The sequence below is a fragment of the Streptomyces sp. KPB2 genome, from assembly GCF_003950055.1.
Taxonomy (GTDB): Bacteria; Actinomycetota; Actinomycetes; order Streptomycetales; family Streptomycetaceae; genus Streptomyces; species Streptomyces salinarius.
This window is the reverse complement of sequence record NZ_CP034353.1, coordinates 849771-873603: the sequence shown is the minus strand read 5'-3', so window position 1 is coordinate 873603 and position 23833 is coordinate 849771. Positions and strand designations below refer to the sequence as shown.

The 23833-nt window shown below is 74.8% G+C and carries 10 protein-coding genes; 9 read left to right on the top strand and 1 reads right to left on the bottom strand.

Annotated elements, in window-relative coordinates:
* Positions 1-27 precede the first annotated feature (27 nt).
* From aztD to D1J63_RS37525, 5 genes are all read left to right on the top strand, one after another.
* Positions 28-1230 carry a zinc metallochaperone AztD gene (aztD, locus tag D1J63_RS03900; RefSeq protein WP_125627732.1) on the top strand — a complete coding sequence of 401 codons (1203 nt, stop codon included), beginning with the start codon at positions 28-30 and terminating at the stop codon, positions 1228-1230.
* A gap of 282 nt (positions 1231-1512) precedes the next feature.
* Entirely contained in the window at positions 1513-3099 is a 1587-nt protein-coding gene (locus D1J63_RS03895) for an ABC transporter substrate-binding protein (protein WP_125627731.1), read from the top strand.
* Positions 3096-4046 (top strand): ABC transporter permease, encoded by a 951-nt coding sequence (locus tag D1J63_RS03890; protein ID WP_125627730.1) that lies wholly within the window; start codon positions 3096-3098, stop codon positions 4044-4046. Before D1J63_RS03895 ends, D1J63_RS03890 begins: the two co-directional genes overlap by 4 nt.
* Complete coding sequence (locus D1J63_RS03885) at positions 4043-4903, top strand: ABC transporter permease subunit (RefSeq protein ID WP_125627729.1); 861 nt, start codon at positions 4043-4045, stop codon at positions 4901-4903. The genes D1J63_RS03890 and D1J63_RS03885 overlap by 4 nt, the downstream gene beginning before the upstream one ends.
* Positions 4900-6483 (top strand): ATP-binding cassette domain-containing protein, encoded by a 1584-nt coding sequence (locus D1J63_RS37525; protein ID WP_125627728.1) that lies wholly within the window; start codon positions 4900-4902, stop codon positions 6481-6483. Before D1J63_RS03885 ends, D1J63_RS37525 begins: the two co-directional genes overlap by 4 nt.
* A gap of 84 nt (positions 6484-6567) precedes the next feature.
* Here the strand turns inward: D1J63_RS37525 and D1J63_RS03875 are convergent, their stop codons facing one another.
* Complete coding sequence (locus D1J63_RS03875; protein WP_125627727.1) at positions 6568-8220, bottom strand: (2,3-dihydroxybenzoyl)adenylate synthase; 1653 nt, start codon at positions 8218-8220, stop codon at positions 6568-6570.
* Between the two features lie 202 nt (positions 8221-8422).
* Here D1J63_RS03875 and D1J63_RS03870 point away from each other — a divergent pair, with 202 nt between their 5' ends.
* Genes D1J63_RS03870 through D1J63_RS03855 form a run of 4 tightly spaced genes read left to right on the top strand, consistent with a single transcriptional unit; the run spans position 8423 to position 23830 of the window.
* Positions 8423-15046, top strand: coding sequence for a non-ribosomal peptide synthetase (locus D1J63_RS03870; protein WP_241235679.1), 6624 nt, complete (start codon positions 8423-8425; stop codon positions 15044-15046).
* Positions 15043-20613 carry a non-ribosomal peptide synthetase gene (locus D1J63_RS03865; protein ID WP_125627725.1) on the top strand — a complete coding sequence of 1857 codons (5571 nt, stop codon included), beginning with the start codon at positions 15043-15045 and terminating at the stop codon, positions 20611-20613. Before D1J63_RS03870 ends, D1J63_RS03865 begins: the two co-directional genes overlap by 4 nt.
* Positions 20610-21761 carry a saccharopine dehydrogenase NADP-binding domain-containing protein gene (locus tag D1J63_RS03860; RefSeq protein ID WP_125627724.1) on the top strand — a complete coding sequence of 384 codons (1152 nt, stop codon included), beginning with the start codon at positions 20610-20612 and terminating at the stop codon, positions 21759-21761. Before D1J63_RS03865 ends, D1J63_RS03860 begins: the two co-directional genes overlap by 4 nt.
* A complete protein-coding gene (locus D1J63_RS03855; protein WP_125627723.1) occupies positions 21758-23830 on the top strand; it encodes a Gfo/Idh/MocA family oxidoreductase in 2073 nt (690 codons plus the stop codon). The genes D1J63_RS03860 and D1J63_RS03855 overlap by 4 nt, the downstream gene beginning before the upstream one ends.
* Positions 23831-23833 lie beyond the last annotated feature (3 nt).

The following is a 23833-nucleotide window of genomic DNA, read 5'->3' as shown; positions in this document are numbered from 1 at the left end:
CACGGGGCCGGAGAGGAAACACACGCGATGAACAAGCCGACGCGCGCCCGAACGCTCACGGCGACGGCCCTCGTCCTCGCCGCAGTGACGGCGCTGACCGCCTGCGGCGGCGGCAACGACGACGCCTCGTCCGACGTCGAGCCGAAGCAGACGACGGGCAGCCGGGCCGTCGCGGTCGACGACCCGCTGGTCGCCACCTACGACGGAGGCCTGTACGTCCTCGACGGCAAGACCCTGAAACTGGCGAGGACGATCGAGCTGCCCGGATTCAACCGGGTCAACCCGGCGGGCGACGAGGACCATGTCGTCGTCTCCACCGACAGCGGCTTCCGGGTCTTCGACGCCGCCCGCCAGACCTTCACGAACGCCGAGTTCAAGGGTGCCAAGCCCGGTCACGTCGTGCGTCACGCCGGCCGGACCGCCCTGTTCACCGACGGCACCGGCGAGGTGAACGTCTTCGACCCGGCCGACCTGGGCGACGGCGCCGAGCCGCAGACCCGCACCTACACCTCCGCCGAGCCCCACCACGGCGTCGCCATCGAACTGGCCGACGGCGAACTCGTCACCACCCTGGGCACGGAGGAGAAGCGCACCGGCGCCCTCGTCCTGGACAAGAACGACAAGGAGATCGCCCGCGCCGAGAACTGCCCGGGCGTGCACGGCGAGGCCGCGGCCGAGGGAGAGGTGGTCGGCCTCGGCTGCGAGGACGGCGTACTCCTCTACAAGGACGGCGGATTCACCAAGGTCGACGCCCCCGACGAATACGCCCGCACCGGCAACCAGGCCGGCAGCGACGCCTCCCCGATCCTCCTCGGCGACTACAAGACCGACCCCGAGGCCGAACTGGAACGACCCACCCGCATAGCGCTGATCGACACCCGTACCGCCAGGATGAAGCTGGTCGACCTCGGCACCAGCTACTCCTTCCGTTCCCTCGCCCGCGGTCCGCACGGCGAGGCCCTCGTCCTCGGCACCAACGGCGTCCTCCACGTCGTCGACCCGGAGAGCGGCAAGGTGGAGAAGAAGATCGACGCGGTGGGCGACTGGACGGAGCCCCTGGACTGGCAGCAGCCCAGGCCCACCCTGTTCGTCCGTGACCACACCGCGTACGTCTCCGAGCCCGGCAAGCGCCAACTGCACGCCTTCGACCTGGACTCGGGCGAGAAGGTGACGTCGGTGACGCTGCCGAAGAGCACCAACGAACTGTCCGGCACGATCGCCGGCCACTGACCCACCCGTTCCGTACGACTTATTGAATATGGAAGTCATTACGGACTAGTCTCTGACCGGCGCACAGGCGAGCGCGTGTGCGCCGGCAGCGGCGGGGGCTCATGACCTCGGCGAGACCGTGCGGGCCTGCCCCGTCCGGCGCTCTCGCCCCGGCGCCGGTGCACCTGCCCCAGGGCGTCGCACACCACCGCCCCGCCGCCACTCTCCCCCCTCGGCTCCACCTCACCCGCCGTGCACCGCCCACGGCGTTCCGATCGGCTCAGCAGAACGTCAAGGAGAAGCATGTCCAGACAGATCGATCGCCGTGCCTTCCTCCGCCGTGGAGCGGCGGGAGTCGCGGCTCTGGCAGTGGGCTCCGGCCTGCTGGCGGCGTGCTCGACCGACGGGCCCGGCCCGGACCGGAAACCGGGCGCGGGTTCCTCCTCCCGCTCGGGAGGCACCCTCCGGGCCGCCTTCGTCGGCGGCGGCGCCTCCGAGACGCTCGACTTCTTCAACGGCCCGTCCACCCTGGACCTGGTGCGGGCCCGGGCCTGGCACGGCACGCTGGGCAACCTGGACCCCGGCGCGCCCGACGGGGTGCGCTACGGCGTGCTCGACGGCATCGACGTCTCCGACGACCTGTCGGCCTACACCCTGCACGTGCGACCCGGCGTCCGCTTCACCGACGGCTCCGAACTGACCGCCGCCGACGTCCTGCACTCGCTCGGCGTCCTGGCGGCCGGGAGCAAGCTGCCCGTGTACCGGCTCGCCGCCGCCAACTTCGACCTGGCGCACGCCAAGGCCGACGGCGACCTGAAGGTCGTACTGCCCACGCTCCGGCCCATCGCCGACGGCCGCATGATCCTCTGCCAGGGCAACTTCCTCGTCGTCAAGGACGGCACCGCCGACTTCCGCACGGGCATGCCCAGTTGCGGCCCCTTCCGGCTGACCGGGTTCACGCCCGGCCAGGGCTCGGCGTTCGAGCGCTACGACGACCACTACGGCCACGTGCCCCACCTGGACGGCCTGGAACTGCGGTCGATCGCGGACTCGACGGCTCGTGCGGGGGCCCTCACCAGCGGTGAGATCGACTTCGCCCACGACCTCTCCCCGGTCACCGCGCGCACGCTGGACGGCAACGACGCGGTCGAACTCGTCCCCACGAGGAGCCCCTACCTGGTCGGCCTGTCCTTCCAGCTGAACATGGGCGTCAAGCCCTTCGACGACCCGCGGGTGCGAGAGGCGTTCAAGCTCGCGGTCGACCGCGAGACCATGGTGAAGACGGTGTTCTACGGCAACGCACAGGTCGGCAACGACCTGCCCGCCATCGGCTTCCCCGACTACGCGGAGGGCCTGCCCCAGCGCGCCCACGACCCGGAGCGGGCCCGCGCGCTGCTCAAGCAGGCCGGGGCCGACGGGATGAAGGTGACGCTGACGACCGGTCCCGAGACGCCCGGCATGGTGGAGACGGCCACCCTCTTCGTCGAGGACCTGAAGAAGGCCGGCGTCCGCGCCTCGCTGCGGGAACTGCCCGCGGGACAGCTCTACGCGGACTTCCCCGCCTACGCGGCGCTGCCACTGGCCGGCGCGTACCAGATGCCCGTCCCCGCGCTGTCGACCTACCAGATGAGCACCGCGGGCGGCTCGCCGTCCGCGTTCGGCTGGAAGGAGTCCGCCACCGACACCCTGGTCGCCGAGGCCCGGGCCGAGAGCGACCCGGCCGAGGCGAAGAAGCTGGGCACGGAGGCACAGCGCACCCGCTGGGAGAAGGGCAACCAGGTGCTGCCAGTCTTCAAACCCAACCTGAACGCCAGGGCCAAGGGGGTCCGGGGGATACGCGACGATCTCTTCGAGCAGTTCCCCGGCTTCTCGCAGGCGTCACTGGCGTGAACCTCGCCGCCTTCGCCGGTCGTCGCCTGGCGTCGGCGGCCGTCCTGCTCGCCGTGCTGTCGGCCCTGATCTTCGCCGCCACGGCCGTCCTCCCGGGGGACGCGGTCAGCGCGGTCGCCGGGGTGGACGCCTCCGAGGCGCAGCGCGCCGAGGTCCGGGCCGAACTCGGGCTGGACCGGCCGGCCGCCGAACGGTACGCGGACTGGGCGGCGGGCGTGGTCCGGGGGGATCTGGGCCGGGGCTTCGTGGGGGACCGGCCGGTCACGGAGGTCCTCGCCACCCGCCTGCCCAACAGCCTGCTCCTGGCCGGACTCACGCTCGCGGTCACCGCGCCGCTCGCCCTGCTGCTGGGCCTGTGGACCGGGATGCGAGGGGGCGCCGCCGACCGCCTCGTCTCGACGACCGCTCAGGTCCTGGCCGCCGTACCCGAGTTCGTCATGGCCGCGTTGCTCGTCGCGGTGCTGGCGGTGTGGCTGGAGCTCCTGCCGCGCGTCTCCGTCGTCCCCCTGGGCGGTACGCCACTCGACGTGCCGCACGCGCTGGTTCTGCCGGTACTGACGCTGAGCGCGGTCGGTCTCGCGGTGGCCACCCGGCTGCTGCGGGTCTCCGTCGCGGACGCGGTGGCCACCCCCTACGCCGAAGCCGCACGGCTCAACGGGGTGCGCGGGGTGCGGCTCGCGGTCCGCCACGTCCTGCCCAACGCCGCGGGCCCCGCCGTGCAGGCCCTCACCCTCACGACGGGGGCGCTGGTCGGCTCGGCGGTGGTGGTGGAGAACGTCTTCGACTACCCGGGCATCGGCCGGGAACTGCAACTGGCCGTCGCAGCACGGGACATACCGATGGTGCAGGGCATCGCCACCGCACTCGCCGCCGTGATGCTCCTCGTACTGCTGGCGGGCGACATCTGCGCGCGACTGCTGAACGCACGGGAAGGACACCGGCGATGACAACGGTCCTCACACCGCCCGGCAGGCGGGCCCGCACCGCCGGGACCGGCCCGGCCCGGCGCCCCCGCCCACCGCTGCTCACCGGGCTGGGCACCCTGCTGATCCTCCTGCTCGCCCTGCTGGGCCCCCTGGCCGCGCCGCACAGTCCCACCGCGCAGCTCGCCGCACCCTTCCAGCAGCCCGGCGGTCAGTTCCTCCTCGGCACCGACGTGCTGGGCCGGGACGTGACGAGCCGCGTGCTGAGCGGTGGCCGCACCCTCGTGCTCACCGCCCTGGCGGGGACGGTGGCGGCCGGCGCCGTCGGGGTCACGGCCGGCGTCCTGGCGGCCATGGTCTCCCGACGGCTCGGCGATCTGCTGCTGCGCTGCGTGGACGCGCTGGCCGTGCTCCCCGGCCTGCTCGTCGTCCTCGTCCTGGCCGCGGGCTTCCCCGGCAGCGAAGCGGCCCTGGTGGCGGCGGTCGCCCTGGCCACCGCTCCCTTCTCCACCCGCGTGCTGCGTGCCGCGGCGGACACGGTGCTCCGCAGCGGGTACGTCGAAGCCGCCCTGGCGCGGGGCGACACCCGGCGCGCCGTGCTGCGCCACGACGTACTGCCCAACATCGCCGGTCCGGCGCTGATGGACACCGCGCTGCGCCTGGTCGCCTCGCTGCACCTCACGGCCACCGCCGGCTTCCTCGGCCTCGGACCGGGCGGAGCGGCGCCGGACTGGGGACGCATGGTGAGCGAGAACGCCCCCGGAGCGACGCTGGCCGCGACGCCGTTCCTCGCGCCGGCGCTGCTGCTCGTGCTGTTGTCGGTCTGTGTCGGCCTGCTGGCCGGGCGGTTGGCGGACCTGGTGGGGCGGGGTGCCGCATGACCGGCCGTACGACACCCCGGCCGCCGGACGCCGGCCCGCTCGCCGAGATCGGCGGGCTGACGGTCGGGCCGGTGGCCGGCGGACCGCCCGTCCTGGAGGACGCCCGCCTGTCGGTGCCGGCCGGGCAGGTGGTGGCCGTCGTGGGGCGGTCGGGGTCGGGCAAGAGCACCCTGGCGCACGGGCTGCTCGGGCACGTCCGCCCCGGTCTGGAGGTGCGTGGCGGAACCGTCCGGGTGGCCGGTCTCGATCCGTTCGACCGTGTGGGCGCCCGCAGGCTGCGCGGCCGGGTGGTGTCCTTCCTGGGGCAGGACCCGGCCTCCTCGCTCAACCCCGCGTTGCGGATCGGCACCCAGATCGCCGAGGCGGTGCGGCTGCGCTCGTCCGTCGGCGGCACGGAAGACGTCCGGACGCGGGTCGCGGAGCTGCTGCTGTCCGTGCGGCTGCCCGCCGACCGGGCGTTCCAACGACGCCTGCCCCGGCAGCTGTCGGGGGGACAGGCCCAACGGGCGGCCCTCGCCCTGGCGTTGGCGGGCCGTCCGGTCCTGCTGGTCCTCGACGAGCCCACCAGCGGCCTCGACCCCGTCCTGGCGGACGGCATGCGCGCGCTGCTGGCCGACGTCCTGTCGGCGGGGGACCGCGCCGCGCTGCTGGTCAGCCACGCCCCGGCGTGGACCGCGTCCGTGGCGGACCGCGTCGTACGCCTGGAGCGCGGACGGATCGTCGAGGACGGGCCGCCGGTGGCGCCGCCGCCCGTCCGGTCGGCCGAGGCGCCCCCGGCCGACGCCCGCCGCCCCGAGGGGGCACGGGGCGCCGCCGATGCTTCCGTCACCGGCGGAGGACTTCACGTGCGGGGCCTGCACGCCGTGCACGGCCGGGTCCCGGTGCTCCACGACGTCTCGCTCACCCTCCCGGCAGGCTCCTGCACCGCCGTCGTGGGTGCCTCGGGGTCGGGGAAGACCACCCTCGCGCGCTGTCTGGCGGGGCTCCACCCGCCCGTCCGCGGGAGCGTCGACTGGCGGGACGACGGCGCGCCGCGAGGGCGCGGGGCTCCGGTGCAGCTCGTCGCCCAGGACACCCGAGGTGCGCTCAACCCGCGCGAGACCGTGGGCGCCGCGCTGACGCGCCCCCTCCGGGGCGTGCGGGGCCGGCCGGCCCGGGAGGCGGCCGCCGAGGCCGTACGGCTGCTCGGACTGGTCGGGCTGGACGCCGGCGTACTGACGCGCCGGCCGGGGGAGCTGTCGGGCGGCCAGCGTCAACGCGTCGCTCTGGCACGGACCCTGGCAGCCGGACCCCGGGCTCTCGTCTGCGACGAGATCACCTCGGCGCTCGACCCGGAGACGGCGCAGGGCGTCCTGGACCTGCTGGACTCGCTGCGGCGGACGCTGGGCCTGACGGTCGTCATGGTGACCCACGACCTGACGGCCGCGGCCCCTCGCGCCCAGCGGATCGTCGTCCTGGAGGCGGGACGGGTGGTCGAAGCGGGCCGCGCCGGACGCGTACTGGCGCACCCGGAGCACCCCGTCACCCGGGCACTCCTCGCCTCCGGGGACGGCCCCACCGCCCTCGCGGTACCGGAGTAGGCGAGGGTGGCGGGCGCCCCGCGCGGGTCCTCGCAGCGGCGGGGCGGAGCGTCCCGTCGAGCGGCCGCTCCGCCGCGCCGGGTCCTACGACCGGAGCAACTGCCGCGTCAGCGCCGCCTTGTCGACCTTTCCGACCGCGGTGAGCGGGAGGCCGGCCACCCGGACGACCTCGTCCGGCGCCTTGTAGCCGGCCAGCCCGCGTTCCCCGAGATGGGCCGCCACCTCCCGCACGCCCGGAGCCTCGCCGTCGCAGACCACGAAGGCGACCGTGCGCTCTCCCCGTTGCTCGTCCGGGACCCCGACCAGTGCCGCGGCCGTGATCGCCGGGTGGGTGAGCAGCTGCTCCTCCACCTCCACCGCGGCGATCTTCTCGCCGCCGCGGTTGATCTGGTCCTTGATCCGGCCCACCACCACGAGGTGGCCGGTCGGCAGCCGCCGCACCACGTCGCCGGTCCGGTAGTGGCCGTCCGGGGTGAAGGCGGTGCGGTCGTGCTCCCCGGCGCGGTAGTACCCGCGCAGCGTGTACGGCCCCCGGGTGAGCAGCTCGCCCGGCGCACCGTCGGGCACGGGCCTGCCGTCGGCGTCCACCACCAGGATCTCGTCGTCCGGGGAGACGGGCCGGCCCTGGGTGGTGCGGACGAGGTCGTCGGGGTCGTCGAGACGCGTGAGGTTGATCAGCCCCTCGGCCATGCCGAAGACCTGCTGCACGGTCGCCCCGAGCGCAGGACCGAGCACCCGGGCGTGTTCCTCCGGCAGCCGCGCCCCGCCGACCTGCACCACCTTGAGGCTGTCCAGGTCCCAGGAGCCGGTGGCGGCCTCGTCCACCCAGTGGGTGACGAGCGGCGGGGTGAGGGAGGTCAGGGTCACGCCCTCCCGCTCGACGAGCGCGAACGCCGTCTGAGGGCTGGGGTCCGGGGCCACCACCACGGTTCCGCCGGCCATCAGGGTGCCCAGCACGCCGGGGCAGGCGAAGGTGAAGTTGAACCCGATCGGCAGCACCGCCAGGTAGACGGTCCCCGCGTCGAGCGCGCAGACCTCGGCGCAGGCGCGGGCGTTGTAGGCGTAGTCGTCGTGCGTCCGCGGGATGAGCTTGGGAAGGCCGGTCGTGCCGCCGGACAGCAACAGGAGCGCGATGTCGGCGGGGTCCGCGCCGCCGTCGTCGCCGGTGCCGGACTCCGGCGCGTCGTCGGGGGCGGAGGGCGGGGCCGCCCGCAGGGCGTCGAACGGGACGAAGCCGCCGTCCGGGCCCGGATCGCCGACCACGACGACGGTCCGCGGCGAGCCCTCCGGCCCGAGTTCCGCACGCACCTCGCGCATCAGCTCCCGGTGGTCGAACCCGGCGTGCCGGTCGGGCACCACACAGGCCACCGCACCGGACACGCGCACCAGGTGACCGATCTCCCGGCGCCGGTGGCCGGGCATGGCGTGGACCGGCACCGCCCCGAGGCGCTGGAGCCCGAACCAGACGAGTACGAACTCGGCGCGGTTGGGCAGCTGGACCACGACGCGGTCGCCCCGCACGACGCCGAGTCCGCGCAGTCCGTGCGCGACGCGGTCGGCCTCGGCGTCCAGATCCGCGTAGGTCCACCGCCGGTCGCCGTCGACCAGGGCGACGCGGGCTCCGTGGTCGGCGCCCGCCTGCCGGAGGCGCGCGCCGAAGGTCACACCCTGCCAGTGCCCGGCAGCCCGGTATCGCGCCGACTCCGCCCGGGACCAGGTCCTTTGAGTCTCCGTCACGTGATTCTTCCTCCCCGGTGGGCCTGGGGCTCTGGTGCCGCGGCCCGTTGTGTGATTACGATGTGAAGCATTGAAATGATAATCATTTCAAAGTAGCGGCGACTCCCCATCCGATCGGAAGGCCCCATCAGTGAGCGACGAAGCAGTCGTCCCGGCACGGACAGCGGAAGAGGGTGGTCGTGCCCTTCGCGTGCCGGCCACGGTGCGCGAAGCGGTGGCACGTGCGCTGCGGATGGCGCCGCACGAGCTGGAGGACGACCGCGACCTCTTCGAACTCGGCCTCGACTCGCTGACGTTGATGTCCCTGGTCGGCACCTGGCGCCGGGAAGGCGGCACCGTCACCTTCCAGGACCTCACCCGCACCCCGACCCTCGCCGCCTGGACGGCCCTGCTCGGCCGGGACCGCCCGGCCGGGACCCCCACCGCCGCGTCACCCGTCCCGCACGACGCGGCGGCGGCCGACGAGCCGCCGGAGTCCTTCCCGCTCGCCACGATGCAGCACGCCTACTGGATCGGACGCCAGGACGGACAGCCCCTCGGCGGCGTCGCCGCGCACTTCTACGTCGAACTCGACGGCCACGAGGTCGACCCGGACCGCCTCGACACCGCCCTGCGCGCACTCGTGCTGCGGCACGGGATGCTGAGGGCCGTCTTCGACGAGGACGGCCGGCAGCGCTACGGCGCCCCGCGCGCCCGCCTCACCGTCCACGATCTGCGCGACCACGCCCCCGACGACGCGGAGACGGAACTGGAACGGCTTCGGGAGCGCAACACCCACGCCCGCCCCGACGTCACCACCGGTGACGTCTTCCGGGCGGCGCTGTGCCTGCTCCCCGAGGGCCGGACCCGACTGCAGATCGACCTGGACATGATGGCCGGCGACGCGCTGAGCCTGCGGGTGCTCCTGTCCGACCTGCGCCGCCTCTACGAACACCCCGACGACCCGCCGCGCGAACTCGCCCTCGACTACCGCCGCTACCTCGCCGAGCACGACGCCCGGCGGCGGGCGGACCACGAGGAGCACGCCGCCTGGTGGCGAGAGCGGCTGCCGGAACTGCCCCGCGCACCGCGCCTGCCCACGACCGTCGACCCGCTGACCCCCGTCAGCGGGGACGACACCGTCCTGACCCACTCCCGCCGCCTGCACCACTGGCTGGAGCCCGCCGACAGGGCGGCCCTGATCGGTGCCGCCCGCCGGCACGGCATCACCCCGGCGGCAGCCCTCGCCACCGCCTTCGCCGAGGTCGTCGCCGCCTGGAGCGACGGGCCGCGCTTCCTTCTCAACCTTCCGCTGTTCGACCGGGAGACGACCGACCCCGACGCCGCCCGCCTGGTGGGGGACTTCAGCAGCTCGGTCCTGCTCGACGCCGATCTGAGCGCGCCCCTGCCGTTCTCACAGCAGGCCCGCCTGCTGCAGGAACGCCTCCAGGAAGGCATCTCCCACGGCACCTACGGCGGCGTCGAGGTGCTGCGCGACCTGGCCCGCTTCGAAGGGGCCCCGGTGCTGGCCCCGGTCGTCTACACCAGCGCCATCGGACTGGGGGAGATCTTCGAGCAGGACGTGCAGAAGTCCTTCGGCCGGCCGTCCTGGATCATCTCCCAGGGTCCGCAGGTCCATCTGGACGCGCAGGTCACCGAACTCGACGGCGGCCTCCTGCTCAACTGGGACGTGCGGGACGGCCTGTTCGAGGACGGACTCCCGGACGCCGCGTTCGACGCCTACCGCCGCCTCGTCACCCGCCTGATCACGGAGCCCGAGGCCTGGGCCCGCCCGGTGGACGGCCTGCTCGCCCCCGACGTCCTGCCCCGGCGCGCGGTGGCCGCGCTGCCGCCCGCGCCCGTCCCGCACCGCGCGCTGCACACCCGGTTCTTCGGGCTCGCCGAGTCCGAGCCCGAACGCACCGCCGTCGTCCGCACCACCGGCGGCACGCTCACCTACGGCGAACTCGCCCACGCGGCCCGGCGGATCGCCGCCCTGCTGCTCAAGCACGGCGTGCGGGAGGGCGACACGGTCGCGGTGACCCTGCCCAAGGGCGAGGACCAGATCACCGCGGTGCTCGGCATCCTGGCGGCGGGCGCGGCCTACGCCCCCGTCGGAGTGGAGCAGCCCGCCGTACGCCGGGAACGCATCCACTCCGTGGCCGGCGCCTCCGCCGTGCTCACCGACCGCGACCACGCCCACCTGTGCGCGGACCTCCCCTCGGTGCCGGTGCTGTGCCTGGAGGACGCGACGGCGACGGAGCCCGCGGCGGTCGGCCGGCCGGACCCGGCACTGCCCGCCTACGTCCTCTTCACCTCCGGCTCCACGGGCCTGCCCAAGGCCGTGGAGGTGTCGCACCGGGCGGTCGTCAACACCGTCGAGGCGATGGCGGAGCAGCTCGGTCTCGGCTCCGCCGACCGCACCCTCGCGATCTCCGCGCTCGACTTCGACCTCGCCGCCTGGGACGTCTTCACCCCGCTGTCCCTCGGCGGACAGGTCGTCACCGTCGGCCAGGAGCACCGCCGCGACGCCCACCACTGGGCGCGCCTGGTGCGCGAGCACGGGGTGACGCTGGTGCAGTGCGTACCCGCGCTGCTCGACCTGCTGATCGCCGCGGGTGAGGACGACGGCCTCGGCGACCGCCTGCGCATGGTGCTCCTCGGCGGCGACTGGGTCGGCCTCGACCAGCCCCGCAGGCTGCGCGCCCTGGTGCCCGGCTGCCGTTTCGTCGCGCTCGGCGGCATGACGGAGGCGGCGATCCACTCCACGGTGTTCGAGGTCGCGGAGACCGACCCCGCCTGGAAGTCCGTCCCCTACGGCGTTCCGCTGCGCAACATGCGGGCCCGCGTCGTGGACGGACGGGGACGGGACTGCCCCGACCTCGTCCCCGGGGAACTGTGGATCGGCGGCCCGGGCGTGGCGAACGGCTACCGCGCGGACCCCGGGCGCACGGCCGAACGCTTCGTCGAGTACGACGGTGAACGCTGGTACCGCAGCGGCGACCTGGCCCGCTACCGGCCCGACGGCGTCATCGAGTTCCTCGGCCGCGCCGACCACCAGGTGAAGATCGGCGGCCACCGCATCGAACTCGGCGAGATCGAATCGGCCCTGGAGGACGACCCCGCCGTCCTGCACGCGGTCGCCGCCGTCCTGGACGCACCGGTGCGTCACCTCGCCGCGGCCGTGTCCCCCGCCGGCGAGCAGCCCGAACCGGACCGGGTCCGCCTCCGGGCGGCGGAACGCCTCCCCGCCCACATGGTCCCCGAGCGCGTCCTGGTCCTGCCCGACCTGCCGCTGACCGCCAACGGCAAGCTCGACCGGGCGGCCGTCCACCGGGCGCTGACCGAGGCCGCCGGCCGGGACCGGCCCCGTACGACGGAGCCGCGGGGCCCGGTGGAGACGGCCGTCGCGGCCGAGTGGGCCGACCTGCTCGACGTGCCCGACGTGGGGCGGGAGAGCAGCTTCTTCCTGCTGGGCGGCGACTCGCTCGTCGCGACCCGCATGATCGGCCGCCTGCGCGCCGCCGGATTCCCCGGCGCCCGCGTGGCCGACCTCTTCGCCCGCCCCGTGCTCCGGCACTTCTGCGCGTCGCTGCGCCCCGCCACGGAAGCGGCCGCGGTGCCGGTCGCCGCTCCGGCGCTGGTGCCCGACCCCGACCGCGCGCACGAACCCTTCCCGCTGACGGACGTCCAGGCCGCGTACCACACCGGCCGCGACCCCCGGTTCACCCTCGGCGGCGTCGGCACCTGGCACTACACCGAGTTCGACGGGACGGACGTCGACCTGGACCGGCTCGAACGTGCCTTCAACGGCCTCGTCCGCCGGCACGGCATGCTCCGCGCGGTCGTGGAGGACGGACACCAGCGCGTCCTGCCCGACGTACCGCCCCTGCGCGTACCGGTGGAGGACGCTGCGCCCGGCGGCGCGGACGCGGCCCTCGCCGGCCTGCGCGCCCGCCTGTCCCAGCAGGTCCGCGATCCCGCCCGGTGGCCGCTGTTCGCGGTGGAGGCGGTGCGCTACCGCGCGGACGACGGCGAGCACCGGACCCGCGTCGGCATCGGCCTGGACTACCTCGTACTCGACGCGCTCTCCATCACCACGCTCTACGCCGAACTGAACACCCTCTACACCGACCCGGACCACGAACTGCCGCCCGTCGACGTGACGTTCCGCGACTACCTGACCGGGCTCCCCGCCGACCCGGAGGCGGCCGCGCGGGCCCGCGCCCACTGGCAGGCGCGACTGGCCGAACTGCCGCCCCCTCCCGCCCTGCCGCTCGACCGGGACCCGGCGACGCTCGACGCACCCGTCTTCACCCGCCGCCGTACGAGCCTGGCCGCCGACGACTGGCAGGCGGTCAAACGGGCCGCCGCCCGGCACGGACTGACACCCTCGACCGTCCTGCTGGCCCTGTACGCGGAAGTCCTCGCGGCCTGGAGCGGCACGGACGCGCTGACGGTGACGCTGACCCTCTTCAACCGGCGCGACGTCCACCCGCACATCCACCGGGTCCTCGGCGACTTCACCTCCCTGTCCCTCGCGGGCCACCGGCGCGAGGGCGCCTCCTGGCTCGCGGCGGCCGTCGCGCTGCAACGGCGTCAGGCGGAGGACCTGGACCACGCCGACGTGCCGGTCGACTGGCTGCTGCGGGAGTTCGGCCGCCGCACGGGCACGGTCGACGCCGCCGCGCCCGTGGTGTTCACCAGCGCCGTCGGTGTCGGTGACGCGACGCTCGCCGGGCCGGGCGCCGGCCTCCCCGCGAAGGTCTGGGGCATCTCCCAGTCCCCGCAGGTGTGCCTGGACAACCAGGTCACCGAGGAGTCCGGGAACCTGGTCGTCACCTGGGACGCCGTCGAGGAACTGTTCCCCGGGGGCGTGCTGGACGCCATGTTCGGCGCCTACGAGCGGCTGCTGCGGTACGCCGCGGCCGGTGACTGGGAGGCGCCGCTGCCCGACCTGCCGCCCGCCTCCCAGCACGAGCGCCGGGCCGCCGCCGCACGGGAAGCCGCCCTGGAACCGGTGGCCCCGCGCCCGCTGCACGAGAGGTTCTTCTCCCGCGCGACGGCAGGCCCCGACCGGACCGCCCTCGTCACGACCGAGGGCGCGGAGGTGACGTACGCGACCCTGGCCGGTCAGGCGCTGCGCACCGCTGCCGCGCTCGGCGCGGCGGGCGTACGGCCGGGCGACCTCGTCGCGGTCACCCTGCCCAAGGGACCGGAGCAGATCGCCGCCGTACTGGGCGTCCTCGCGGCCGGCGCCGCCTATGTGCCGCTGAGCGCCGACCAGCCCGCCGCACGGCTGGAGCGGGTGCGCGCCACCGCCGCCTTCCGCGTCGTCGTGGGCGACTGGCCCGCCGCGCAACCGACGGCTCCGCGCTGCCTGTCCTTCCCCGACACACAGGGCCACGAGCCGCTGCCCGCCCCACGGGAGACGTCTGCCGGAGCACTCGCCTACGTGATCTTCACCTCCGGTTCCACGGGCGAACCCAAGGGCGTGGAGATGACCCACGCGGCGGCCTGGAACACGATCGCGGACATCAACGCCCGGCACGGCATCACCCACGACGACCGCGTCTTCGCCCTGTCGGCGCTCGACTTCGACCTGTCCGTGTACGACGTCTTCGGACTGCTCGCCGCGGGAGGCTCCCTCCTGCTGCCCACCGAGGACCAGCGCCGCGAACCCGCCCGCTGGCCCGGCCTGGTCGACCGGTACGGGGTGACCGTCTGGAACACCGTCCCCGCCCTGCTCGACCTGCTCCTCGACGCCGACGAGCACCGGGCGCCGGGCCGCGGCGGCATCGCGGGGCTGCGGACCGCGCTGGTCTCCGGTGACTGGATCGGCCTCGACCTGCCCGCCCGGCTGCGGGCCCGGACCGCCCGGCCCTGCGCCTTCGTGGCCATGGGCGGGGCGACCGAGGCCGCCATCTGGTCCAACACCCTCACCGTCACCGAACCCGACCCCCGCTGGGTCTCCATCCCCTACGGCCGCCCCCTGACCGGGCAGCACTACCGGGTGGTCGGCCGGGACGGACGGGACTGCCCCGACTGGACGCCCGGCGAACTGTGGATCGGCGGCGCGGGACTGGCCCGCGGATACCTGGCCGACCCGGCCCGCACCGCCGAGAAGTTCGTCGAACAGCACGGGCGACGCTGGTACCGGACGGGTGACCTGGGCCGGTTCCGGGGCGACGGCCTGCTGGAGTTCCTCGGCAGGCTCGACAACCAGCTCAAGATCGCCGGCCACCGGATCGAGGCCGGCGAGATCGAGACCGCCCTGGAGGCCCACCCGGCGATCGCCCGGGCCGCCGTCGTGGCCGTGGGGGAGCGCACCGCGAAGCGCCTGGCCGCGTTCGCCGTACCCCGCGAACTGCCCGCGGGCGAGCGGGCGCCCACGGACCCGGTCGAGGACCCCGGACTCGTCGAGAGCCTCTTCGCCCTGCTGGCCGACCGGCTGCCGGCCCACGCCGTCCCTTCCCGCGTCCGACTGCTGCCCGCCCTGCCCCTCACGGCCAACGGCAAGGTCGACCGGCCGGCCCTGGCCGCCCTGGCCGAACCGGAGACGGAGTCCACGGCGGCCCAACCACCCCGGGGAGAGGTCGAGAAGGCACTCGCCGCGCTCTGGCAGGAGCACCTCCCCGGCCGGGTGCCGGACCGCCACGCCAACTTCTTCACCGCCGGCGGCGACAGCCTCACCGCGCTGCGTCTGCTGACCGCGATCGAGCGCCGCCTCGGGGCCGCCGTGCCCGCCCGCCGCTTCTTCGCCGCCCCGACCGTCGCCGCGCTCGCCGCGGACATCACCCGAACGCTCGCGGTCCACGAGACCGCCTACGAGACCGGAGAGCTGTGAACATCCCTGAACTGCTGGCCCGTTACGCCGCCGAGGGCGTGGTGCTGTGGTCCCAGGACGGACAACTTCGTTTCCGCGCCCCGCAGGGCCGGCTCACCGACACGCACCGGGCCGAACTGCGGACCCACAAGGAAGCCGTGCTGCGCCACCTGGAAGCGGGGGAGCCGGAGCTGCGGGGCGACCCGGCGGGCCGCCACGACCCCTTCCCGCTCACGGACATCCAGGCCGCCTACCTCGTCGGCCGCACCGACGCCTACGCCTACGGCGGCGTCGGCTGCCACGCCTACGTCGAACTGGAATACCCCGACCTCGACGTCGACCGCGTGACCGCCGTCTGGCGGCAGCTGACCGAGCGCCACGACATGCTGCGCGCCGTCGTCCACCGCGACGGCCACCAGCAGGTCCTGGCGGACGTGCCCGCCCTCGACGTCGGAGCCGACGACCTCACCGCCCTCCCGGCCCCCGCCGCCGCGGCCGAGGTGGAACGCACCCGCGCCCGGCTGTCCGCACGCGAGACGCCGACCGACCAGTGGCCCCTCTTCGACGTGCACGTGAGCCGGACCGCCGAACGGGCGGTACTCCACCTCTCCTTCGACATGCTCGTCGTCGACCACGCCAGCCTGCGCCTCCTCCTCGCCGAGTTCCGGCGCGGTTACGGCGGTGAACCCCTCTCCGACGCACCCCGAATCACCTTCCGCGACTACGTCCTGGCCCGCCGCGCCCTCGCCGACACCGACGCCCACGCCCGCGACCGCGCCTACTGGACCGAGCGGCTCGACACCCTGCCGCCCGCCCCCGAACTGCCCCTCGCCGAACCGTGGGAGGCCGGCGTGAGCGGACCGGGACAGTCCGCAGGCAGGCCGGCGCCCGGCGACGCGGTGACGTTCCGGCGACGGGAGGTGCTGCTGCCCGCGGCCGACCGGGACCGGCTCGCCGAACGCGCCGCGCGGCGCGGACTGACCCTGTCGGCGGCCCTGCTCGCGGCGTACGCCGAGACGGTCGGCACGTGGTCGCGGACCAGCCGCTTCACGCTCAACGTGCCCACGGTCGACCGGCCCGCCCTGCACGCGGACATCGGCCGTCTCGTCGGCGACTTCACCTCGCTCGAACTGCTCGCCGTCGACCTCGACGCCCGGGCCACTTTCACCGAGCGGACCAGGGCCGTGGGACAACAGCTCCTGGAGGACCTGGAACATCCCCTGTTCACCGGCTCGGAGGTCCTCGCCGAGCTGTCCCGCAGGGCCGGCGCCCCGGTGCTGATGCCGGTCGTCTTCACCAGCGCCCTGGGCGCCGGCACCACCTCCGAGGGCGTGCCCCCCGAGGTGACGTACGCGGTGACCCGGACGCCCCAGGTGTGGCTCGACTGCCAGGTCATGCACCGCGGTGACGCGCTCGGCCTCTCCTGGGACATCCGCGACGGCGCCCTCGCCCAGGGCGTCGCCGACGCCATGTTCGAGGCGTACACCGCACTGGTGCGGTCGCTGGCGGTGCAGGGCGAGGCCGGTGAGGCGGCCTGGGACGCGCCGGTCGGCGTCCCCCTGCCCGCGGCACAGGCGGCACGCCGTGCCGAGGCCAACGCGACCGGCGGCCCGCTGCCGGACGCCCTGCTCCACGAACCCGTCCTGGCGCGGGCCCGGACCACCCCGGACGCGATCGCGATCCGCACCCCCGAGCGGACCCTCACCTACCGGCAGCTCGTGGCCCGCGCGAGCGCCCTGGCCCAGGAGCTGACGGCGTCCGGGCTGCGGCCCGGGGAGCCCGTGGCGATCTGGGCGGACAAGGGCTGGGAACAGGTCGTCGCCGTCTTCGGCACCCTCATGGCGGGCGGCGCCTACCTGCCCGTGGACACGGCCCAGCCACCGGCCCGCCGCGACACCATCGTCGCGGACGCGGGCGTGCGCACCGTCCTCACCCAGTCCTGGCTCGCCGAGATCGACGACCTCCCCGCGAACGTCACGGCCCTCGCCGTCGACCTCCTCCCCGAGGACACCGGGACCACGCCCGGCGCCGGCGCACCCCGCCGCCGCCCGGACGAACTCGCCTACATCATCTACACCTCCGGCTCCACCGGCACGCCCAAGGGCGTGATGATCAGTCACCGGGCCGCCCTCAACACCGTCGAGGACATCAACCGCCGCCACTCGGTCACCGACCGGGACCGCGTCCTCGGCATCGCGGGACTGGGCTTCGACCTGTCCGTCTACGACCTGTTCGGCCCCCTCGCCGTGGGCGCCACCCTCGTCCTGCCGCGGGCCGACCGGCGCGGCGACCCCTCCCACTGGGCCGAACTCGTCCGCGACTTCGGGGTGACCGTGTGGAACTCGGTGCCGGGCCAGCTCCACATGCTGTGCGACTGGCTGCGCTCCGAGCCGCCCACCGGCGACCCCTCGCTGCGGCTCGCGCTGATATCCGGCGACTGGATACCGGTCACCCTGCCCGACCAGGCCCGCGAACTCCTCCCCGGCCTGGAGGTCGTCTCCCTCGGCGGCGCCACCGAGGGCTCCATCTGGTCCATCGCCCACCCCGTCGGCGAGGTGGACACCACCCGCCCGAGCATCCCGTACGGCAAGCCCCTGACCAACCAGACCTTCGCCGTGCTCGACCGGCACCTGAGGCCACGGCCCGAATGGGTGCCGGGGGAGCTGTACATCGGCGGAGCCGGCGTCGCGCTGGGCTACTTCGGGGACGAGAGGCGCACGGCGGAGCGGTTCCCCACCGACCCCGCCTCCGGGGAGCGGCTGTACCGCACCGGTGACCTCGGCCGGTACCTCCCCGACGGGACCATCGAGTTCCTGGGCCGCGAGGACGCCCAGATCAAGATCCGCGGCTACCGGGTGGAACTCGCCGAGGTGGAGGCCGCCGTCCAGGCCCACCCCGAGGTCGCGGCGGGCGCGGTGGTCGTCGACGACTCCGCGTCCGGCGGCCGCCGCCTGGCCGCCTTCGTGGAGACGGCCCGCAAGGACGGCGCGGCGACCGGGAGCACCGGCACGGCACGCGACGACGGAGCCGAGCGCGTCGCACGGGCACGGGCACGGGCGCGTGCGGCGGCGGCCGACGCCGTACGGGAGGCCTCTGCGGCCGTCGACGCCGCGCGCCTCACGGAGTTCCTGGCCGCCCTCGACGACGTGGCGCTCGCCGAGATGACCCGCGTCCTCGCCGCTTGTGGAACGTTCGCCGACGGAGCGTCGCGCACCGCCGTCGAGGTGGCCACGGCGCTGCGCTCCACACCCCGCCACCGGCACATCGTGCGGCGCTGGCTGCGCGCCCTGGCCGCCCGCGACCTGCTCACCCACCGGGATCCGGACGACACCTACACGGGTCTGGTCCCCGTCACCGCCGCCGAGGCGGAGCGCCGATGGCGGCGGGCCGCGGAGCTGGAGCACGAGATCGGCTGGAGCACGGAGCTGCTCACCGTCATGCGCACCTGCGCCGCGCGACTGCCCGAGCTCCTCTCCGGCGGGACGGGCATCCGGGAACTGCTCTTCCCCGGCGCGGCGACCGAGGCCGCCGACGCCGCCTACCGCGACAACCTCGCCATCCGTCACCTCAACCGCGCCGTGGTCGCCGCGCTGCGCGAGATCGCCGCGAGCCACACCGGCGAGGAACGCCTGCGCGTCCTGGAAGTGGGCGGCGGCGTCGGCGGCACCACCGGCGAACTGGTGCCCGTCCTCGCCGAGTACGGCGTCGACTACCTGTTCACCGACGCCTCCGCGTTCTTCCTCAACGAGGCCCGCGAGCGCTTCGCCGACCACGCCTGGGTCCGTTACCGGCGCTTCGACATCGACGAGGACGCCCGCGCCCAGCACCTGCTGCCCAACACCTTCGACGTGGTGATCTGCGCCAACACCCTGCACGCCGCCGCCGACGCCGACACGGCCGTGGGCCGGCTGCGGGAGCTGCTCGTGCCGGGCGGACAGCTCGTGTTCGTGGAGAACACCCGCGACGAGAACCTCCCGCTGCTGGTCTCCATGGAGTTCCTGGAGGTCGCCGGCCGGACGTGGACCGACGTGCGCGAGCACACCGGCCAGTCCTTCCTCACCCACGCCCAGTGGCGTGAACTCCTCGACCGGCACGCCGCGACCGAGGTCACCTCGCTGCCCGAGCCGCGGGACACGCTGGCACTCACCGGCCAGGAGGTCTTCCTCGCCACCCTGAAGGACGACCGGCACCACGTCCCCGTCGGCGAGCTGGCCCGCACGGCGGCGAACCGGCTCCCGGAGTACATGCTCCCCTCCGTGTGGCAGGTCGTCGACACCCTGCCCCGCACGGCCAACGGCAAGACCGACCGCACCCGCCTGCGCGGCTGGCTGCCCCGCGAGAGCGCTCCGGTCGTCGTGGACGAGACGCCGAAGGACGACCTGGAGCACGGCCTCGCCGAGCTGTGGTCGGAACTCCTCTCCGTCGAACGCGTCACCCGCAACGACGACTTCTTCGACCTGGGCGGCGACTCGCTCCTCGTCGCCCGCATGGTGGGCCGGCTGCGTGAACGCGTACCGCGGGCCGCCGACCTGGAGTGGGAGGTCGTCCTGCGCCACATGCTGCGCCGCCCCACCGTCGCAGGGCTCGCCGCGTTCCTGCGCGGCCAGGCGGGCCCCGAGGACGCGCCGGCCACCGCCGTACGCACGGACCCGGTGGTCCCGCTGCACGGAACCCGCTCCGAGGACGAGCCGACCACCGTCCTGGTGCACGCCGGAACCGCGACGATCATGCCGTACCGGGCGCTGATCACCGAGATCCGCCGCCGCTCACCCGGCCTCGCCGAGGTCGTCGGCCTGGAGGTCCCTAACCTGGACGGGTTCCTCGCCGCCCCGCCGCAGGGACTCATCGAGCAGATGGCGGCCGACTACGCACGCGCCCTGACGGCGGACGGCCGCGGCCGCTTCCACGTCGTCGGCTACTGCCTGGGCGGTCTGATCGCCACCGAAGTGGCCCGCAACCTGGCCGAGTCCGGAGCGGAGGTGGAGAGCCTCACCGTCATCAGCAGCCACAGCCCCCGCTTCCGGCTCGACGACGAACTCCTCGCCGAGTACTCCTTCGCCGTCATGATGGGCATCGACCCCGCCGACCTCGGCTTCCCGGACGACCAGTACCGGGTGGCCGCGGCCGCCGACGCGGTCCTGGCCGCGAGCCCGGGCGTGCTGCCGGACGGCGGACTCGCCGCCCTGCCCGAAGAGTTCGCGGACGTCGCGGCACCCTTCCGGGAGCTGGCCCGTACGCCGCGCGCCGCACGCATCGCCCGGATGTGCGAGGCGGTGCCCGCCTCCGCCGGCACCTACACACCCGACCACATGACGCGGCTGTTCCTCGCCTTCCGGCAGAGCGTCTTCGCCATCACCCGCTACGACGCCGAGCCCTACGCCGGCGACATCACCTTCCTGCGGCACGACGGCGCCTACCCCTTCCCGGGCAGCAAGGACGCCGTTACCACCTACTGGGAGGAACTCACCCTGGGCGACCTGGACATCGTCGACATCGGCGGCGACCACTACAGCTGCCTGTCCGTCGAGCACGCGCCCGGCATCCTCAAGACCCTCGGCGAGCTGACCCGGGGGGCGATCACCCGATGACCGGGGCCGTGATCGGAGTCCTGGGCGCCTCCGGCGCGGTCGGCCGGGCCGCCGTGCGGGAACTGCGCGCGCTCGGCCACACCGGGCTGCGCCTGGGCGGCCGGACCGAATCCGCCCTGGCCGCGGTCGCCGAGGAGGACGCCGCCGGCCACGACGAGACCGTCCTGGCCGACGCCACCGCGGCGGACGGCCTGCGGGCCTTCACCGAAGGCTGCGACATCGTCCTCAACTGCGTCGGCCCCACCTACCGGCTCCGCGCCACGGTGGCCTCGGCGGCCCTCGCCGCCGGCGCCCACTGCGTCGACGTCGCCGGCGACGACCCGGCGGCCGAAGACCTCGTCGAGGGCGGCGACCCGGCCCGCGACGGCCGGACCGTCGTCCTGTCGGCGGGAGCCCTGCCCGGCCTGTCCAGCCTGCTGCCCCGCTGGCTCGCCGGGCAGGGCCTGGACAACGCGGCGACGCTGACCGCGCACTGCGGAGGCCTGGAGACCTGCTCGCCGACGGTGGCGCACGACCTCATGCTCTCCCTCGGCTCCGGAGGCGCCGACGGCGCCGCCTACGGCGAGGCTCTCGCGGCCGTCCGCGGTGGCCGGCGCGTCCCGCGCGTCCTGCGCACGGACGAGGACACCAGGCACGGGGCGTTCCCCGGCCGGGTCGCCGTACAGCCCTACCTCAGCGCCGAGAGCGAACGCCTCGCCACCGCCCTGGGCCTCGACCGGCTCGACTGGTACAACGTCCACCCCGGCCCCGCCGTACGCGCCCTGCTCACCCTCCTGCCGGGACGCCTCGCCGCCGGGGACGACCCGGACCGGCTCGCGGAGCGGCTGATCCTCGCCGCCGGCCTCGACCTGGCCGGGCGCAAGCCGTACTACGTCATGGACTTCGCCCTGTCCGGGACCGCGTCCGGGACGCCGGCGACGGCGGGCCTGACCCTGCGGGCGGCCAGCAGCTACCGGCTGACCGCCGCCGTGGGGGCCCTGGCGGTGGACGCGGTACTGCGGGGGGAGGTGCCGGCCGGCGTGCACTTCGCCTGCGACGTGCTGGAGCCGGACCGCGTGGTGCGGCACCTGCTCGAACACGCCGTGGCCGACCTGCGGTTCACCGGCGCGGCGGCCGGCGCCGGGCAGACGGAAGAAGGCGTGCTGTGAGCGAACCGACGCCGCTGCGCGTCCTGGTCTGCGGTACCAACTTCGGGCGCTTCTACGCCGAGGCGGTACGCCGGCGCCCCGGATACACCCTGGCCGGCATCCTGAGCCGAGGCTCGGCCGCCTCCCGGGCCTACGCCGAGAGCCTGGGCGTTCCCTTCCACACCGACGTCGGCGACCTGCCGGACGGCATCGACGCGGCCTGCGTGGCGGTGGGTTCCTCCATCTCGGGCGGCCGGGGCACCGAGCTGGCCAGGGCGCTCATGGACCGGGGCATCCACGTCCTCCAGGAACACCCCGTGCACCTGACCGAGCTGACCGGCAACCTCACCCACGCCCGCCGCCGGGGGGTGCAGTACCGCCTCAACACCCACTACCCGCACGTCGCCCCGGTCCGGGCCTTCGTCGACGCGGCCCGCCGGCTCGTCGCACGACAGCGACCGCTCTTCGTGGACGCCGCGACCCCGGTCCATCTGATGCACCCGCTGGTGGACATCCTCGGCCGGGCGACGGGCACGCTGCGGCCCTGGCGGTTCGCGGACCCGGCACCGCTGCCCGCCGGGATCGGACCGCAGCCGTTCCGTTCCCTGCACGGCGTGTTCGCCGGTGTGCCCCTCACCCTGCGGGTGCACCACCAACTCGACCCGTCCGACCGTGACAACCACGCCCTGCACTGGCACCGGATCTCCCTCGGCACCGAGGGCGGAGTGCTCACCCTGGCCGACACCCACGGCCCCGTGCTGTGGAGCCCCCGCCTGCACATCGGGCGGGACGCCGACCGGCGCTTCGTCCTGGACGGTGCGGGCACCGGCCGCCTGGGACTCGGGACCACGGCGGTGATCGGGAACACCGGAACCTTCCGCACGGTCTTCTCCGACCTGTGGCCCGAAGCGATCGGCACCGCCCTGGACGGGCTCCGCGAGGCCGTCGCCCAGGGTGGCGACGCTCTGCGCGCCGGCCAGTACGAGCTGGCCGTGTGCCGTATCTGGACCGACCTCGCGGCCCGGCTGGGACCACCGGAGATCGTCCGGCCGGCCACCCCCCGGCCCCTGGCGGTCAGTGACGTGTTCCCCGCGCCGGAGAGGTCACCGCGCGACACCGCTCCCCGGTCCGGCCCGGACGCGCCGACGGGCGGGCGCGCGGCCGCGGACCCCGGTCCCGCCGCGGGACCGGGGCACCCTCCAGCGGAAGCGCCCTCGCCCCGGCCCGCGGACACCGCCCCGTACTCGCCGTCGGCGGAGTTCTTCGACCTCGTCGCCGCCGAGCACACCGCGACCGCGAGCGCCCCGGCGGTCGCCGCCCTCCTCGCCGACGCCGACCTGAGCGCCGGCCCGGTCGTGGACATCGGCGCCGGCACCGGGCTGGTGACCGAGGCCGTGGCCCGGGCCCGACCGGACGCGGAGATCATCGCCTGCGAACCGTCGGTCGGCATGCGTGCCGTCCTGACCAGCCGGGTCTTCAGCGACGCGGACCTGCGCACCCGGGTGACCGTCACCGCCGACGCCGCTCCCGACCTCGACCTGCCCGACCGGATCAGCGTCGTCCTGCTCTGCGGCGTCCTCGGCCACCTCGACGCCGACGCACGGGCCCGGCTGTGGCGGCGGCTGAACCGGCGACTGGCCCCCGGCGGGCTCGTCGTCGTCGAACTCATGCAGTTCGAACGGCCCTCGACCCTCCCCGAGACCCGGCTCGCCACCGCCACCGCCGGACGCCACCGCTACGAGTGGTCGTTCGCCGGGGCACCGGACGAGACGGAGGACGGCGTGATGCGCCTGCGCTCCACCTGGCGGGTCTACCGGGACGGCGCCGGGCAGCCGGAACGCGAGGTGCACGACTCCTACCGCTGGACGCCCTTCGCGCCGGCGGACGTGGTGGCCGAGTCCGGCATGACCGCACGCACCCTGCCCACCCGCCCCGGAGCACCCCCGCTGGCCGTGCTCACCCGGACACCGGACGCCTCCGAACCGGCCACCGGACCGCACCTGCCGCCTGCCCGGACGGCGCCCGAAGCCCGGGACACCCCGCGTCCCACCACCGCGCAGATCTCGTCCTCCTCCACCACCGACGGCTAGGAA